The sequence below is a fragment of the Iningainema tapete BLCC-T55 genome (assembly GCF_014698965.1).
Classification (GTDB): Bacteria; Cyanobacteriota; Cyanobacteriia; order Cyanobacteriales; family Nostocaceae; genus Iningainema; species Iningainema tapete.
In genome coordinates this window covers 19033-35909 of record NZ_JACXAE010000025.1, presented here as the reverse complement: position 1 = coordinate 35909, position 16877 = coordinate 19033, and the positions used below count along the sequence as shown (strand labels likewise).

15 protein-coding genes are annotated in these 16877 nt (G+C 39.1%); 11 read left to right on the top strand and 4 right to left on the bottom strand.

Annotated features, from left to right (window positions below; genetic code table 11):
- The first annotated feature begins 15 nt into the window (after positions 1 to 15).
- The 11 genes from hpsA (at position 16) to ICL16_RS04845 (ending at position 13483) form a co-directional block, all read left to right on the top strand.
- Positions 16 to 4389 carry a hormogonium polysaccharide biosynthesis protein HpsA gene (gene hpsA, locus ICL16_RS04895; protein WP_190825760.1) on the top strand — a complete coding sequence of 1458 codons (4374 nt, stop codon included), beginning with the start codon at positions 16 to 18 and terminating at the stop codon, positions 4387 to 4389.
- A 24-nt stretch (positions 4390 to 4413) separates the two neighbouring features.
- Positions 4414 to 5109, top strand: a complete 696-nt coding sequence (locus tag ICL16_RS04890) for a hypothetical protein (protein ID WP_190825759.1) — start codon at positions 4414 to 4416, stop codon at positions 5107 to 5109.
- Positions 5110 to 5144: 35 nt separating this feature from the next.
- Positions 5145 to 6191 carry a hypothetical protein gene (locus ICL16_RS04885; RefSeq protein ID WP_190825758.1) on the top strand — a complete coding sequence of 349 codons (1047 nt, stop codon included), beginning with the start codon at positions 5145 to 5147 and terminating at the stop codon, positions 6189 to 6191.
- A gap of 21 nt (positions 6192 to 6212) precedes the next feature.
- Positions 6213 to 6752, top strand: a complete 540-nt coding sequence (locus tag ICL16_RS04880) for a type II secretion system protein (protein ID WP_190825757.1) — start codon at positions 6213 to 6215, stop codon at positions 6750 to 6752.
- Between the two features lie 566 nt (positions 6753 to 7318).
- The gene (locus ICL16_RS04875; RefSeq protein WP_190825756.1) at positions 7319 to 7942 is read left to right on the top strand and encodes a pilus assembly FimT family protein; all 624 of its coding nucleotides are present in this window, start codon (positions 7319 to 7321) and stop codon (positions 7940 to 7942) included.
- Between the two features lie 164 nt (positions 7943 to 8106).
- The gene (gene hpsE / locus ICL16_RS04870) at positions 8107 to 9123 is read left to right on the top strand and encodes a hormogonium polysaccharide biosynthesis glycosyltransferase HpsE (protein WP_190825755.1); all 1017 of its coding nucleotides are present in this window, start codon (positions 8107 to 8109) and stop codon (positions 9121 to 9123) included.
- On the top strand, positions 9105 to 10103 hold the full coding sequence (gene hpsE, locus ICL16_RS04865; RefSeq protein ID WP_190825754.1) for a hormogonium polysaccharide biosynthesis glycosyltransferase HpsE: 999 nt from the start codon (positions 9105 to 9107) through the stop codon (positions 10101 to 10103). The genes hpsE (ICL16_RS04870) and hpsE (ICL16_RS04865) overlap by 19 nt, the downstream gene beginning before the upstream one ends.
- Before the next feature lie 216 nt (positions 10104 to 10319).
- Complete coding sequence (locus ICL16_RS04860) at positions 10320 to 11297, top strand: glycosyltransferase (RefSeq protein ID WP_190825753.1); 978 nt, start codon at positions 10320 to 10322, stop codon at positions 11295 to 11297.
- A gap of 321 nt (positions 11298 to 11618) precedes the next feature.
- Positions 11619 to 12242: a pilus assembly FimT family protein gene (locus ICL16_RS04855; RefSeq protein WP_190825752.1), complete on the top strand. Its 624-nt coding sequence runs from the start codon at positions 11619 to 11621 to the stop codon at positions 12240 to 12242.
- Entirely contained in the window at positions 12233 to 12919 is a 687-nt protein-coding gene (locus ICL16_RS04850) for a hypothetical protein (protein WP_190825751.1), read from the top strand. The genes ICL16_RS04855 and ICL16_RS04850 overlap by 10 nt, the downstream gene beginning before the upstream one ends.
- Before the next feature lie 9 nt (positions 12920 to 12928).
- Positions 12929 to 13483: a hypothetical protein gene (locus ICL16_RS04845; protein WP_190825750.1), complete on the top strand. Its 555-nt coding sequence runs from the start codon at positions 12929 to 12931 to the stop codon at positions 13481 to 13483.
- Between the two features lie 294 nt (positions 13484 to 13777).
- Here the strand turns inward: ICL16_RS04845 and ICL16_RS04840 are convergent, their stop codons facing one another.
- The 4 genes from ICL16_RS04840 to ICL16_RS04825 form a co-directional block, all read right to left on the bottom strand.
- Positions 13778 to 14218 carry a type II toxin-antitoxin system VapC family toxin gene (locus ICL16_RS04840; RefSeq protein ID WP_190825749.1) on the bottom strand — a complete coding sequence of 147 codons (441 nt, stop codon included), beginning with the start codon at positions 14216 to 14218 and terminating at the stop codon, positions 13778 to 13780.
- Entirely contained in the window at positions 14215 to 14574 is a 360-nt protein-coding gene (locus tag ICL16_RS04835; protein ID WP_190825748.1) for a type II toxin-antitoxin system HicB family antitoxin, read from the bottom strand. Before ICL16_RS04835 ends, ICL16_RS04840 begins: the two co-directional genes overlap by 4 nt.
- Positions 14575 to 14626: 52 nt before the next feature.
- On the bottom strand, positions 14627 to 15487 hold the full coding sequence (locus ICL16_RS04830) for a CPBP family intramembrane glutamic endopeptidase (RefSeq protein WP_337906914.1): 861 nt from the start codon (positions 15485 to 15487) through the stop codon (positions 14627 to 14629).
- 198 nt (positions 15488 to 15685) lie between these two features.
- On the bottom strand, positions 15686 to 16153 hold the full coding sequence (locus ICL16_RS04825) for an AbrB family transcriptional regulator (RefSeq protein WP_190825747.1): 468 nt from the start codon (positions 16151 to 16153) through the stop codon (positions 15686 to 15688).
- Positions 16154 to 16877 lie beyond the last annotated feature (724 nt).

Sequence of the window (16877 nt, the reverse complement as noted above, 5' to 3'; positions counted from 1 at the left end):
TTTAATAGCGCATTTATGACCAAGCACAAATACACCAGAGCATTTACCCGCTTTTGGCAAAAAGTTGTTACATTAAATAAAACAGCAACAACACCTGACCCTCAATGGTTTTTGCGTATTTTACTTATAAGTTCTCGGCGGCATCTTCAAGGCGGGTTTGTGCTGCCAACTACGGTCATGGTGATTTTAGTTGTGACTTTGGCAATCACAGCTTTAGTCTTTCGCACTTTCAGTCGTACTAGTCAAGTCATTAGTGAACGTAAGCAGCAAGTAATATATAATTCAGCTACGCCAGCAATTGAACGTGCCAAGTCCAAACTGGAGTACCTTTTCAGACAAGATACTCGTTTACCAGCAGGGATACCTTCAGATAGTGTTATACAGAGCATACTCCAAGCACCTGCCACTGGCACTGCTGACACTTATACGCTCCCAGGTGAGACACGCTTGGTAGATTTCAAAGACCCTGATAACAACCCCGGCATTGGCTGGTATTTCCAAGAAAACGGGAAAACTATTGTCTACTCAATTATCTTTAAAAAACAAGTAACAAACTCAAGTGGTACTACTGTTGCAAATATAAGAGATAACGCTAATACCAAAGCGGATTACTTGGTAGTTCGCAACGGTCCAGTAAACACAAACAAATCTTCAACAACCGGATGCGGTGGTGCAGTTCAATTAGCGTCAAATGAAAGAGATTGGGAACCCATTACATCTGCTACTTTAGCCAAAACTTTTCAAATTACTGCCTTTGTTGTTGAAAATGCGAATACACCAAATCGAACCGTAGCAACACTTGAACTCCAACAGGATAAACAAGCGGATAAAGGTAACAAATGGGGAGCTTACTTCCGCTACGACTTAGAACTATTTAATGCTCCAACACTTAGATGGAATGGAGCTATGCACAGTGACGGCAATTTCTTCTTTGGACCATTTGGTACTTTTAGATCCTACTTAATTAGTTCTACTGCTTCTTGCGTCAATACTTCACCAAATGATTCTAAAGTAACAACTAGCAGGTACACAGATCAAGCAACGGGTAATGTAACCTTTCAAGGTCAATTCATAGCAGGCAGATTGAATTTGCAACAATTTGGTGGTGATTCGAGATTTGACTTATATAACGCTAATGGCACTCCCCCAACCGAAGACGAACAATTTAAACCAGAATTAGATTCTATTGAGTTACCTTCAGGTTCTACTATCAACCCAGATGACCTTGCTCTTGATCCTGTTGCTTTGTTTACACAGGATATATTTAAAGCCAGAGGTACTACTGACTCAACAAATACATCATATCTGGATCCACAATGGAAAACAAGAGATGTATATACCAAGAGGAGAATTTTTGATGAAGCAACTAATCCGCCTTACCTAGATGATACTTATCGGGCTGATGATCGCTATGGACCCAACCCAACTTATGATGGTAAACCAATCACGATTAGCCAAGTTAAAATACCCTCAGGTAGTAAAGTCGGTGATGTAATACCTACTACTGACACGAATTACACAGCCTTAACAAGAAATACTCCCCCAGATCCAAAAAGTCCAGAAGCTTTGGGCTTAGATGGCTACTGGGAACGAAGGGCAGTTACAGGAGGTTTACGAGTTTTAGTAGGACAGAGACTGGAATTAGGTAATCCCCTAGCACCAGCCTCAAACTTGCCCTCTAATAGAGAACATGAATTTCTCCAGCGCCGCACCCAAAGAGATAATGTAGCTGCCGTGCAAGCAACTGCTGTTTATCATTACAAGAGTGCCAATGGAACTACTCCTGTTGCTTGTGTGGCGACAACCGTTCATCCAGGGACAGCAGAAACTCTTAAAAGAAGTGCGACTTTTGAAACCATAAAATTTAAAACAGCTACTGGTGATCAAGAATATATTATTAACGACTTTTTTACAGGCAGAGGTACTAATGGCTGGGAATTTAGCGTTCCTACTAATAGTACTGCTCTAGCCCCTGCCAGACAGAACTTAGCCAATTTTGCTGGAGATACCCACGGCGCTTTTCCACCCAAGCAAGATACAGCAGCATCACAGGCAGTTGCAGGATTACAAGTCACTCATCCCTATCCTGAATTCACAAGTTATGGGGATTTTTCTAATTTGCGTCGATCGCTCACAGGAACTAGTATCGCCGATCAATCATACAGAGATACGGCAAATTGTTTATTGGGAATGCTAGCTTACAACATTAGCTATCTCAACGACTATGATTACGCTCAAAACTGGGACAATACAAATGCAACTGTTCAGCTATTGGATAATTTAGATGCCGCCTTGGCTGCTGCTGCAGGTACTGTTGGAGCTAGAGATCCGGAAAGAGCGATAAAAGCACTACAGGATAACATTACCAGTACAAACAACCAGACATACTTGCCGATTAAAAAGCAGTTAATTCAACTTGCACGGCTAATCGCCACAAAAGAACAAGTAGACCTGGATCGCCAAAATGCGTTAGGTTACACTTGTGACAACGCTAAGTTTATTAATGCAGCAGTAACCGCATTGGATAAACTCTGTCCTTCAAGGGCTGGGGCCGGTTACAGCCAAAATGATGTCAAGTACAAAGCTTTGTATTACATTTTTCCATTCAGCGACCACCCTGAAGACCGCTCTGATTCATACATCACTGGAATTAATCCAGTCTCCTTAGCTACCCGTTATCAGGCGATTAGTAACACAGATTTATCAACTATTAAGATTATTCCTCAAGCTTTAGCTAACTGGAAAGTGCCAAAATTTCCTCTTAATTCTACGCAAATAAATTCCATACCGGGTCAGCCAGATAGTTTACCTAATAGTAATAAACCAGGCTTAAACAATTTAATTAAATATGTTGATGCAGCCGGCACTGAGACATATTACCAAGTCCCTTTTAAAGATGCAGCTCTGTTTAACGGTCGTGAAATGATGAGCGTGCGGGTATTGGATATTGACTTAGATTTGCTGCGATCTAACAATGCTCCAGGTGGAGATCAATGGCTACCGACTAACGATAACACTGCCACAGATCCTAACGCTCCTCCTCCCAATGGGATCGTTTACGCCTTCCGGGAAGATGCAGTTCGGGAAGATGCGATCGCTAGACCTGCCGGATCAGGTATGAACGCAATTCCTGGTGGTTCCTCCAGCGATCCAGATATTAGTACGGTAAATCCAACTGGCAACGGCATTACTACCAAACCTGTAGATTACCTTCCTGATCCAGACCGTCGTCCTTATGGATTCCGCTTAAAAAATGGTTCCAATATAAGTCGTGGTACGAATACTGCTGGGATGTCGTTTGTATCTGATAATCCGGTTTATATCCAAGGGGATTTAAACCTTCACAGCACAGACGGCACTAATAACCCCATGAAACTACTAGAGGAGTTCAAAAACGATCCCCCCGAAAATACTATACCTGATAATAATGGTAAGCTAAAGGATGACTGGAGTAACTTCTACACCAGAGATAGAAAAGATGATAGGTTTGCTAAACCAACAGATGATACATGGCGTCCTACAGAAGTTCTTGGAGATTCTGTCACTGTCCTGTCAAATAACTTTTGTGACGGCAGCATAGAAGATGGAATTATTTATCCGGGAATCATTTTTCCTGCCGCAATTTTAAATAGCGAATATGGTTGCGATTCTGCCGCGCTATTCACTTCCTATCTCAACCAAAACCGTCCTAGTGCCAAACTAGCTGACCTCAACCCTGTTGGTACTTCTTGGTTGCGGGAAAACCCCCTTGATAGTGGATCTCCCATTAAAATATCTCCAGATGGCAAGCCTTGGTATAAAACAAGTATCAATGATAAAGAATATGAACTTATACCCCATCCCCTCGGCGGTACACCCCCTAGTAGCTACCTGAGATTCGCAGATAACGATCCTTATTGTGGCGTACCTAGCAATAGAAAATGTGTTGGTACTGCCAGCACAACAAGGGTGAATGCGATTATCGTCCAGAACATTATTCCTTCACGAGCAGGACAGTCCTATGGAGGCTTCCATATGTTTCCCAGAATGATTGAGAACTGGGACGGAAAGGATTTGTTCATGGCTGGAGCTTTTATACAGTTAAGATTCAGTACTCAAGCCACAGGTCCTTTTGACCAAGATGCTTGGGAACCCAGTCAAACTCCTTTGTCAACTGGTAATCCACATGAGTATAACTTTTACTTTCTACCACCAAATCGCCGTTGGGGTTATGATGTTGCTTTGCAATATCAAACAGCAGGTCCTGTAGCTCGACGCTTTTCCGTTCCAGGTAATACCCGTAGTGAAGTTTACCGTGAGCTAGCCGTAGACGACCCATACATTCAGAAATTGCGCTGCGCAAAAGACTCAGCCGGAAATCAAATTGATCCTACTGCCTCCTGTTCTTAAAGCCTCCAGTAAAAGGAGAATAATATGCTACCAGGGATAATTGACGCATATCGCTCCAGGCAACTAAAAATTAGTATTGAGTTACAAAAGTTAGTTGCCAAAAGCCAATCAGAACAGGGATTTACTATCATAGAATCTCTGATGGCTATCATAGTAATTACTGTCATTGTTGTAGCCATTACTCCTCCAATTTTTTTGGTAGTAGCTACTCGTGTTCAAAATCAAAAAGCGCAACAGGCAATTCAATTGGCTCAACGTCAAGTTGATCAAGTACGAGTATTGATTGAGGGAGGAAATTATACTAGTAGCGATTTACCCCCTGATGGAGGAACAGGTGCTGCTGATGGGGTTGCAGCGCCTAGTACTTTTATCGACTGTAATCCTCCTTCTCCTGCTACTCCTCCCACTCCTGATTCATCTAACGCCTGCCTTATCGACCTTGATGGCAATGGTAATCCCGACTTTTATGTACAAACATTCCGCACTAAAACACTAACTTCTGGAACTCCAGCCCAGATAGTTGCTTTTTATATGGGGGTAAGGGTGTATTCAGCGCTAGCTCAAGGACAATCAAATTTACAAACAACCCAAGCCTCACTTAAATTTACCACAGAGCAAGGAAATCAACGAAAGTATCCCTTGGCTGTTGTCTACACTACAGTAGTCCGTAGCGATATTAAAGATTCTCTTACGAAGTATAAGGAATTTTTAACTCCGTAACTCCAAGTCTTTTTGCTATTTTAATCTGGCAAATAATGATAACAGCAAAACACCTGAAACTGCTATTTAATTGGTTATTAGTCTATTCCCAAAAGGGAAAAACTTTAGGGTTTACCCTCATGGAACTTTTGATAGCAGTTCTAATTGCCTTTTTAATTATATCGGCTCTTTTGTCTTTGGTTGTGGATATTCTGCAAGTTGATGGCAGAGAAACAGCCCGCAATGAAACTGAACAGGAAATGCAAAAGGCATTGGACTACATTTCAAAAGAATTACGGGATGCAGTGTATATCTACGACGGTAATTGTATACAAAGTACAGCTCAAGGTAGCGCTGGAAACCCCAATTATTGTCCTGGTTTGGTCAACTACCTACCAACATTTGGTGCTGGTCAAACACCAATACTAGCGTTTTGGAAACCAGAAACAATTTCTGATACTCAAATACCCACCGATTGCACTAGCTTTACAGCTCCAAAAAAACAAGAATGTGAAGACCTTCAAGTTAAGCGCCGTACCTATACACTTGTAGTTTACCTACAATCAACTTCTAACCCTGGTAACAAATGGCAGGGAAAATCTAGGATTACAAGGTATGCTTTACGTAAATATGATAATTATAATGCTCTTACCCTATCACAAGGATATGTAGATCCATCTGAAGAAGATGGTACTACTTTCCAAACATGGCCACTTAAAGTTAATTACGCCAATAATACTACCACTGACCTACAAGGAGGTACAAAACCATCGACAGACAACTCTCCCGATGTTTTGGTAGATTTTGTCGATGCTCCTGATGCAACTGGTGTCACTGTTCCTGAATGTGACTCAACTAAAAATTATGTTCCCACCCCTAAGGCTACAGCCACAACTGCTAGCTCTAATAGCTTCTTTGCCTGTGTCAAGAGTGCTGTGCCAACTACAGCATCAGTAACTGTTCAAAGTGGCATTAACCAAGATGTAGTTCTCTATCTAAGGGGTAATGCTTATGGAAAATCAGGCGTAATATCTGATAAATTTCGTACAGTTTTACAAACCCAAGTATTTGTTCGTGGTGTTATCAATAAAATTCCTGAATAATCGCTGGTTTAAAAATACAATATGAACACGCGATCGCTCTCCAGCAATCCAGAAGCTGGTTTCTCCTTAATAGAATTACTTGTTGTAATTATCATGGTTGGCGTGCTAGCGGCGATCGCTGTTCCTAGCTGGCTGGCTTTTGTGAATCAACAACGGTTAAATAGCGCAAAAAGACAAGCCTTAACAGTATTACGTGATGCTCAGAGTAATGCTCAACGCGAAAAACTCCGCTGGCAGGTTTGCTTTAAAGACGATGGTAATCAAGTGTTATACACTGCACATCGTGTTCCCTCAGATAACAATTGTCTAGTCACCAATTGGGAACCTTTGATTGGAGAGGATTCAAAGGCTATTAAAGTTTTGACCTCTACTATGAGTACAAGTCCTAATGGGTTCTATCGTATGCAGTTCAATTATGATGGTTCTGTGGAGAAAGAAGGAACACAACCATGGCGAATTACTTTCTCGCCTAGAATTAACAGTGGTTCTAAAACTTGTGCTACCGTTGAAACCTTACTTGGCTCAATTAGTACTGGTCAAGATAATAAATGTACTATTTGATGAATCACTGGTTTAATGTAGGCGCAAACTTTAGTCCTAACTATGAGATGGAGGTTGTAGTTTGTGAATACGTTAGTTTTATAGACACCAATAATAAATATTTGGACACCTAAGCGGCTTGCAAGCAACTTGCAAGCTTTACAAAAAACTCTTTTTTTAGAAAAAAGCATTAATTAAATTCGTCGATTTAAAAGCTAATAATATAATCTCTAAATATATAAGTAAAAAAAATAGCTAAAAAAATAGATATATTTGGCGCGTATTTCAATATTTAGTTCATAAAAATGTTTTTAATAATAGCTCTGACTCATAACATATTTTACAAAAAGAACAGTCACAGCGTATCAAACTCTGTTTGAGAATTGGTTATTATACAAAATTCTCTTTTTACAACCTCTTTAAAAACAACATCTAATGTAAAGACTTTCCATCGGAGCTTCTCTACAGATAGATGGGTTTTAACAGTGGATTTAGTATTAGCAGGTTTTGATTAGCTATCCGGATGTATTAAAAAATACTAGAAGAGAAAAATATATACCATTGGTGTGTTTTTCTTTTTCTAATTCATGCATAAAAACATTTTTAACAATCACTCTAGTAATGGCTTCACGCTACTAGAGACAATGTTGGTTGTTTTAGTAATTAGTATATTGAGTGCGATCGCACTCCCAAATTGGCAGAATTTTGTTGATAGAGAGCGCCTCAACACTGCTCAAGAGCAAGTTTATCGTGCCATGAAGCAGACACAAAGCCAAGCTACCAAACAAAAATTGACATGGCAAGTTAGCTTCAAAGAACAAAATGGCGTTGTGCAATGGGCGGTTCATCCAGCTCAAGCAGGAGCATTTATTCCCAATGCAGTTCAAACTAACGATAGCCTCTGGCATAACTTAGAGCAAAATATCCGCATCGATCAACAAAAAAATGACTTGGGTAAATACGAGACAACTTTACCAAAACAACCTTCAACACCAGTATGGCGAGTGATGTTTAATTACCAAGGTTGCCCTGTTTCCCAAGTTGGAGATGAGTGTACCCAAACAGCACAAAAGACTTTGGGAAAAATTACCTTTCATAACCAAAATGATCCTAAAACAAAACGTTGTGTCTATGTATCTACTCTTTTAGGGTCATTGCGAATGGGAAAAGATCATCCTACAGCTAACGACGACAATAGGTATTGTTATTAAAGAAATGAGTGGTTGTTTGCTTCGCTACATATACTCAACAATCCGCTGTAAATTTTCCTTACAAACTCAAATTATTACCACTTAAGGAGTATTTACTGAAGCAGCAGACAGTATAACCTTAATTTAATCTCCAAACACAAAAAATTACTGAAGGTACGCTCAGTATGACTGAGTGGCGTAACTTTACCGTCGCTATTCCAACGTACAACGGTGAATTTCGATTACCAAAACTGTTAGAAAGATTGCGAAATCAACTTAAAACAGAGCATTTTTCTTGGGAAATCATTGTTGTAGACAATAACAGCACAGATAACACTGCTGCTGTAGTTAAAAACTATCAAGCTTCTTGGCATCAGCCTTACCCCTTAAGGTATTGCTTTGAAACGAAACAAGGAGCAGCATACGCTAGACAACGAGCGATTGAAGAAGCATCCGGCTCTGTAGTCGGTTTTTTGGATGATGACAACTACCCATCAGCTACGTGGGTGCAAGCGGCTTATACTTTTGCGCAAAACCATCCCAAAGCAGGAGCTTTTGGAAGTCAAATTCATGGTGAATTTGAAGTTAAACCGCCAGATAACTTTGAGAAAATAGCTTGTTTTTTAGCTATAACTGAGCGGGGTGCAGAACCTCATCGTTACGAACCACATATGAAAGTACTACCTCCAGGCGCAGGCTTAGTAGTACGTAAAGAAGCTTGGTGTCAAACTGTTCCTAAACGCCTAGTTTTAAATCACAAAGGTAGACAAGCTGGATTAGCCAGTGAAGATTTAGAAGCAGTACTACATATTCAGTTAGGTGGTTGGGAAATTTGGTACAACCCAGAGATGCAAATCTACCATCAAATCCCAGCTTGGCGACTGCAAAAAGAATACCTCTTACGTTTATTTCGCTGTGTTGGCTTAAGTCGTCATCACCTACGTATGTTAAGAATACAACCTTGGCAAAGACCTTTGCTAAGTATAGTGTACTTGTCTAATGATTTACGCAAAATTATACTTCACTTACTTAAATATCGAGGTGCTATTAAAGGTAATTTAATTGCTGCTTGTGAAATGGAGCTATTAGTGAGTAGTTTGATCAGTCCTTTTTACCTTTGGAGTAGGAAATATTTGGATGGTTATTTACAGTGCAAATTTATGATAAGCGATTTATACAACCAATGGATAATACATTTTTAGACTTTACGATCGCCATTCCTACATTTAATGGGGAAAACCGTTTACCTAAACTTTTGGAACGGTTACGCGCACAAATAGGAGTAGAACACCTAAAATGGGAAATTATTATTGTTGACAACAACAGTACTGACAAAACTGCTGAGGTAGTTCGCAACTACCAAACAAGCTTCGACAATGATTGTCCGTTAAGGTATTTTCTAGAAACAGAACAGGGTGCAGCTTTTGCGCGGCTGCGGGCTGTGCGCGAAGCTAAAGGTGAACTAATCGGATTTTTAGATGATGATAACCTACCCACTCTTGATTGGGTGAAAGAAGCAGTTCTTTTTGGTAAAGAATATCCTCAAGCTGGTGCTTGGGGTGGACAAATTCATGGTGATTACGAAATAAAACCACCAGATAATTTTACCAGGATTCAGAGTTTATTTGCAATTAGAGAACGAGGAGAAAAACCGAATTTATATGATCCTGATAACTTAAGTCTTCCTCCTGGTGCTGCACTTGTCATTCGTAAACAAGCATGGTGTGAAAGTGTTCCACAAAAATTTATTTTAAAAGGTAGACTGGGACAGATAATGGTAGGAGGCGAAGATTTAGAACCACTACTTTACATCCACAAAGCTGGTTGGCAAATTTGGTATAACCCTACCATGCACACTTTTCATCAAATACCAAAATGGCGATTGGAAAAAGATTATTTAATCACTCTTGCTCGTGGCTGTGGTTTGAGTATCTGTCAGCTACGTTTGCTTACAGTTGAACATTGGCGAAAACCCATAGTATTTGTCAGAACTTTTGTGGGCAATCTGCGCCGAGTTTTACAACACTTTATTAAGTATAGAGGACAATTGCAAAGTGATGCGATCGCTATGAGTGAAATGGAATTTTACCTAAGTAGTATGATGAGTCCCTTTTATGTTTTAAAAAGAAGTTTACGGAGAGAAGGCAGAAGGCAGAGGGCAGAAGGCAGAAGCAAAAAGTAATCAAGCCCATTATTACAAAATTTGGTGAGCAATGCCACCCTAAAAACTACTATGAACCTGATAGTCCTCTGAGCGAGGACTTTAGCTATAAGCCATAGGTTAAAACCTATGGCGTTTGAGATTAACCTATAGCGGTTGAAATTAACCTATGGCTATGGCGATTGAGCAAAAGAACGAATTAACCCTCCATACCAACCTAATCAAAAATCTCATAATATGCCTACCATATCTGTAATCATCCCAACTTACAATAGTGAAAAAACAATCAAACAAACAATTGAATCAGTTTTAAACCAAACTTTTACAGATTTTGAATTAATTATAGTCAACGACGATTCTCAGGATCGTACTTTAGATATTATTTCACAATTTCAAGACCCCAGAATCAAAGTATTTTCCTACCCCCACGCAGGTGGCAATGTAAGTCGCAACCGTGGACTAAAAGTTTCAGTAGGAGAATTTATTAGTTTTTTAGATGCCGATGACATTTGGACACCTAATAAACTCCAGCTTCAGTTACAAGCCTTGCAAGAAAATGAAGAAGCAAAAGTTGCTTATAGTTGGACTGATTATATTGATGAAAAAGGCAACTTCTTACTCTCAGGTACACACATTACAGCCAACGGCGATGTTTATGAACAGTTATTAGTAACTAACTTTTTAGAGAATGGCTCCAATCCATTAATTCGTAGAGAAGCTGTAATAACCTTGGGAGGCTTTGATGAATCCCTCAGTGCTGCTCAAGATTGGGATATGTGGCTGCGATTAGCCCATCGGTTCCATTTTGTAGCTGTACCTTCTGTACAAATCCTATATCGAATTAGCGGTAATTCCCAGTCTTCTAATCTAGCTAGACAGGAAAAATCTTGTCTATTAGTACTTGAACGCGCTTATCAAGCCAAACCATTTTTAGATAAGCATATTCGTAGAAAGAGCCTTGCTCAATTATATAAATACTTGACGTGTAAAGCCTTACAACATCCATTAAATCGACAAAAAGGTTGCGCAGCAGCTATCTTTTTATTCAAATATATAATCAACGAATCATCTCGGAGCAAATATATAAATTTGTGGTTAAAACTATTATTTAAAATAGCTGTAATTATTACTTTACCAGCTACTTGGTCTACAGCATTGTTAACTAATTTGAAAACCAGAGCAAAAAAGACAGCCATAGATTATAAACCAATATAATAGTCCTAACTAGATACCCGACTTCTTAAAGAAGTCGGGTATCTGCGTCTTGCAGTGTTTTAGTCCATTAAAATGGACTTGTGCTATTAGCCTTACACGAAGATTGTAAGGCGAGCATGGAAGCTTTTCTCAATTGCGATCTAAAGCATAGTTCACTCAAGCGATCGCGTTACGATAAACTTGACGTAACTCGAACACTGTATTCACTGTTTTTAGCGCTACTTTTAAGTCATCAGTAACTTTTATTAGCTATCCGGATGTATTAAAAACTACCAGAAAAGGAAAATATATACCACTGGTACATTTTTCTTTTTCTCATTCATGTCTAAAAATACTTTTCATGATTACTCCAGCAGTGGGTTCACGCTACTAGAGTCACTGGTAGTAATTGTCTTTATTAGTATATTAAGTGCGATCGCACTCCCAAGTTGGCAGACTTTCGTAGATCGAGAGCGCCTCAACACTGCTCAAGACCAAATTTACCGTGCCATGCAGCAGACACAAAGCCAAGCCAAAAAACAAAAATTAACTTGGCAAATTAGCTTCAAAGAACAAAATGGTGTTGTGCAATGGGCATCTCATCCAGCCCAAACAGGAGCATTCATTCCCAGTGCAGTTCTAACTAACAATAGCCTCTGGCATAACTTAGAACAAAATATTCGCATCGATCAACAAAAAAATAATTTAGGTAAAGACGAGACAACTTTACCAAAACAAACTTCAATACCAGCGTGGCGAGTGATGTTTAACTACCAAGGTTGCCCTGTTTACCAAGTTGGAGATGAGTGTACCCAAACAGCACAAAAGACTTTGGGAAAAATTACCCTTCGCGATCATAATAATGCGAAAACAAAGCGTTGTGTCTATGTATCCACTCTTCTAGGGGCTTTACGAATGGGAAAAGATCATCCTACAGCTAATGAAGACAATAGATATTGTTACTAAAGAAACAAGCGTTTGTTTCATTTGCTACACATATTTCACAGTCTGGTGCAAATCTTCCTGACAAACTCAAATTATCACCACTTAGTCCTAAACTTTATCCTAAAACACCTAACAAATACCAAGCAATTGATGGCAAAATTGATCTTGAAGATAAAAAAGAAACAAAAGCACGAGTGGTTATACCTGCTGCAGAACTTTCTGACGATGAGATTGCCATTATCCAAAAACTGCCAGGTGGAGCAGATTTACTTAGGAAATTACCTAATGTAGATCCAAATAAGCAAAAATCGTTAATTCAAGAAGCTTTAATCACCTTAGACGCAATTCAAAGAGGAGAGACAATAGAAGCGATGGGTAAGCCGATTCTTCGGACAGGTAAACAAACAGGAGAACTAACTGAGATAGACATCGAAACTGAAAACGAAATTATTCAGGTTAAAGGGGGAGATTATTCAAATAAAAGGAAGCTTGATGATGAAGATTTGAGACAGATGACTGAAACAAAGAGATATCGCGAACGACGTGCAAATCCTGCGTGGCGCTTTTTGGATTATGAAGGAAATGAACTGCCGACAAAAGCTAAGAAAGTTATCTTCCATTTCACCAATCCGCCAGTAGACCCCAGACTAATAAAATGGTTAATAGACAAAGATGTTGAACCTCGTGTTGGATTATAGGGCAAAATCATGAGTGAATCATATCAAATATTCATACTTATACCAAATGGCATTCAGGCAGAGAGGGCTGTCTATGATACCCATAAAATTGTTTCAAAAATGGGAGGAGTTTTAGATGAAGACTCAATGCTTATACTTAATGAAACTGAAACTTCCGAACCCGATCCTGAATACATTACTGAACCAAGTGAAGCCTTAGCAACTTTGGCACAATGGTCTACTTATGGAGCAATAGCATACTCAATGCCAGAATTTGTCATTACTATTGCCTACAAAGGTATACCCGATCAGAAACTTATACAAGCTATTAAAATTTCAATCATGGAGAGAGCATTTGAAAGAGGTGGTGACGAAATCAAAAATAAGTATGTTGAATTAGCACAAAAACTACACGATCAATTTCAAGCAAATCGTACAATTATGGACTGGGGTTTAGAATACAAAGGTTTTTCTTGGCGTGAGGAAATAGAAAGATTAAACAGAGGTGCATTTATTGGTCAATATGCCATTGTAGATCTTAAAGATATGACAGGCGCAAATCGTCAACCAATCAAGATCTCTTAAAAATACCTAGAACACTAGATAATTATCGCTGTTAGCAACAAACAAACATTTCTTAGTAGCATTTAGTTATAAACCTATGGCTCATAGTTTAAGCCCTAGCTCAGAGGACTGCTAAAATTTTAGTCCATTTTAATGGACTTGTGCTATTAGCCCTACACTGAAAGTGTAGGGCGGGCATGGAAGCTTTTCGCAATTGCGATCTGAGGCATAGTTCACTCACTCACGCGATCGCGTTGTGATAAAATTGCTCTAAATCTAAAATCTGAGGAATTTCTGGTAACAAACTTAAATCCTTCAATTTAATATTGTCCAATCTTCTATTTGTAAATTAGGGATTTTGGCAAAATCCTTATGATTGCGTGTAACCAAAATACCATTTATGGACAGTACAATCGCCGCAATACGTAAATCTCTCGTACCTATACGAATTTTTCGACTAACTAATTCTCTGTAACAATTGTAGGCTAGCAGGTCAAAATCAAGTAATCTGAGCTTGTTGAGGTACTCCACCCCATCTCTTAATCCTTTGTAAGCTAGTATCATTTTTTCAGCTTGGGATGGTTGATTGTTGTATTTATTAATAACATTCAGCCATCCTTTCATTTGCTCTTCCAACGTCACAACTGTTATAGCTGTATTTGCAAAATTAATTTGATTGATACGCTGTTTAACAGTTGGATACTCTCTTTGAAAAAGTGATAAATGATCCGTATCTAACACCCAAACAACAGTCACTTTACTTCGCCTTCTGCATCAGTTTGTCTATAGTATTCCTCCATTTCTGCATCAAGTTTACAGCGTTCTGTTTCTATATCAGCCAGTACCTCGTCAAAAAGTGGATTATCTTTATACATACCAGCTATCTTCATCCAAGGATTGTCATTTTGGGGAGAATTTATTTCTAAAGTAACTATTTTTGAATTTTGTAACCGTTTTTGCAAAAGCTGCTGCAAGTTTTCTAGAGCTTCTTTTTCAGTGTTCCCTAAACTTTTACAATCTGATAAGCCTACCACCACGGCACTAAATCTACCATCATGCTCATGTTCAACTAGCACACTATAACTAAACTTTGAAGGACTCACTCTAATCATACTTGTTTACTTTTATCTATATATTTAAATTTTAACAAGAAAGAACTCAGCGTTAAAAATACTTAGAACACCAGATAATTATTGCTGTGAGCAACAAACAAACAACCCCTGCTACACCTGCGAGGGGTTTGTTATTCTTACCCGTCACCCAATCAGGGACTTTACCAGTGTAATTAATTAGTTGCGCTGTGTCTAAAGTGGCGATCGCCCATACCCATCCCGCGTGCAGTCCCCAAGCTAAACCAATACTACCACTATCTTCCACAAAAGCTAACACCAATACCATCCCCATTAACCATAACCCAGGCAATTGTGGTATGGTTTCTTTCTGTTCCCAGACTAAATGTAGAACTGCAAAAATCAAGCTAGAAACTACTGCTGCTACCCAAACTGGGTAATCTATTTTTAGTTCAGTAAAAAGGAAACCACGAAAAACTAACTCTTCTATGCCCCCCACAAATAATGCTATCACAACAATTGGTGATAAGGAAGCAATTAATCGCGTCTCTACATTTTGAAAATTGCACCAACCTAGCCACAACTGCAAACCAAACACAACAGCTAAGCTCAAAACAGCCAAACCGAAACCTAGCAGTAAAGATTTTAGGATTGAAACACTGCCAATTAAACCGTAACTAGAGAAATTTGTCTGAGTTAGATAACTAATCCCCCAAACAATTAGGGGAGCTAATATATATAGAGAAATAAGTAAAGGTAACTTATCTTTAGGGGATAAAGGCTGGTTTGGTTGCCAATTAAGTGCAATACCCAACACCAAAGCCACTGGAAACCAACACCCTACCCAAGCAATAAAAAAAGCCATTACCACCAACAGTGCTGGCGCTGAGCCAAATGACAGTAAAAAGTTGGCAAATGGCTCAAACAATGCTAAAGAAACAAGTAAAAAAAACACGACAGACTTCTTGCAAAAGTTAATATCTTGCGAGTGTATCAAGGTTCTACCAAAAATGGTAACTCATGCAAGAGATCTAATCGTATTTTTCACAAGCTAACTCATGCCAAATATGTTCGGGACAAGTAGCGAACTAACTTAACTACCTTTATCTAGGTTAAGAGCTTATACCTGAGACTTCCCCGACATCAAAAAAATTTACTCCTCCTCATCCTCATCTTCATCTTCATCTTCATCAAAATCTTCATCTTCGTCAAAATCCTCAGCTTCAGCGTCTGGATCTGGCAGAATTTTCTTATCACTATCGATTTGAATTAAGTGGATGTGCTTGTAGCCCAACTTAATTTCAAATTCATCACCAGACTTCAAGCCCATTGCTTTGGTGTATGTAGCACCAATTACAATTTGACCATTTTGATGAACGCTTACTCGATAGGTAGGTTCGCGCCCACGCCCATCTTTGGGTGCTTCTGGACTCAGAGGAATTCCCCTCGCTGAGAGCAAAGCATCATAAAAATCGGTGAGATTGACACGAACCTGGTTATTTTTGGTAACGGTATAATAGCCACACTGCTTGGCTCTTTCTCTCCGTGGTAAATTAGAAAGTTCTTTCACTTTAGCAAGCAGTGCTTTTCCAGTTAATGGCGCGGTTGCAGTTTCAGTCATTACGCTCAAAATATCCTTACTCTCTCCAAATTGATAAACAACGTAATCTTCACGAAATGCCAGTATTTGGCTTCTTCAGCTTTGCACAAAGCTACGGATGACAAAGCGCGTGCTAGCAGCGGAGTTCCTGCTCATGACAAGACTAAGTTTCTCCGTTATGGTTATCCACAACAAATTATAGTCTCTGACTTTCACAGGTATTAATTTCGGTAATTTTACGGCACTTTTAACCCTCGTTTACCATCAAAAATGAAATTATTTTCTCTTTTGACGCTGAAAATGGCTGTGTAATTTCAAGCTACCTTTACAAATTGAGTTAGCTCTACCACTAGCGAGGATTAGTAGCCCCAAGAAATCATCGGCTTCTACTTTGGTGCATTTGCCTTTTTTGGTTCGTATTTATAGGGTTTTCCCTACTCTTACTCTCCAATTTAGGACGGCAAAGTATTTCATTGGGGTTGTGCAAGCCTATAGAGACGTGAAATTTTCCGTCTCTATATTATTCCGAAGCAACAAAGACAGCACGAGTAAAGCGAAGACCGCGTTTATTTGTACTGGTTTGTTACGTCGTAATTTTATATTAAATACTAGCATGAACTAATAATAGCAAAGTTATTGTTTAATTTAGAATTATAATTAGCTAGTCCACTTCGATCTAAATATCTACCCTGAGGGTGAGTATTACTGTAAGGGTTTTATAAAAATTTATTGAGTTTATAAATTG

Bases quoted from the DNA above. Each gene is read 5' to 3' on its own strand.
- ICL16_RS04845 (WP_190825750.1), top strand. From the start codon at position 12,929: ATGAGTGAATCATATCAAATATTCATACTTATACCAAATGGCATTCAG.
- hpsA (WP_190825760.1), top strand. From the start codon at position 16: ATGACCAAGCACAAATACACCAGAGCATTTACCCGCTTTTGGCAAAAA.
- ICL16_RS04835 (WP_190825748.1), bottom strand. From the start codon at position 14,574: ATGATTAGAGTGAGTCCTTCAAAGTTTAGTTATAGTGTGCTAGTTGAA.
- ICL16_RS04825 (WP_190825747.1), bottom strand. From the start codon at position 16,153: ATGACTGAAACTGCAACCGCGCCATTAACTGGAAAAGCACTGCTTGCT.
- ICL16_RS04855 (WP_190825752.1), top strand. From the start codon at position 11,619: ATGTCTAAAAATACTTTTCATGATTACTCCAGCAGTGGGTTCACGCTA.
- hpsE (WP_190825754.1), top strand. From the start codon at position 9,105: ATGGATAATACATTTTTAGACTTTACGATCGCCATTCCTACATTTAAT.
- ICL16_RS04890 (WP_190825759.1), top strand. From the start codon at position 4,414: ATGCTACCAGGGATAATTGACGCATATCGCTCCAGGCAACTAAAAATT.
- ICL16_RS04860 (WP_190825753.1), top strand. From the start codon at position 10,320: ATGCCTACCATATCTGTAATCATCCCAACTTACAATAGTGAAAAAACA.
- ICL16_RS04885 (WP_190825758.1), top strand. From the start codon at position 5,145: ATGATAACAGCAAAACACCTGAAACTGCTATTTAATTGGTTATTAGTC.
- ICL16_RS04875 (WP_190825756.1), top strand. From the start codon at position 7,319: ATGCATAAAAACATTTTTAACAATCACTCTAGTAATGGCTTCACGCTA.
- hpsE (WP_190825755.1), top strand. From the start codon at position 8,107: ATGACTGAGTGGCGTAACTTTACCGTCGCTATTCCAACGTACAACGGT.
- ICL16_RS04880 (WP_190825757.1), top strand. From the start codon at position 6,213: ATGAACACGCGATCGCTCTCCAGCAATCCAGAAGCTGGTTTCTCCTTA.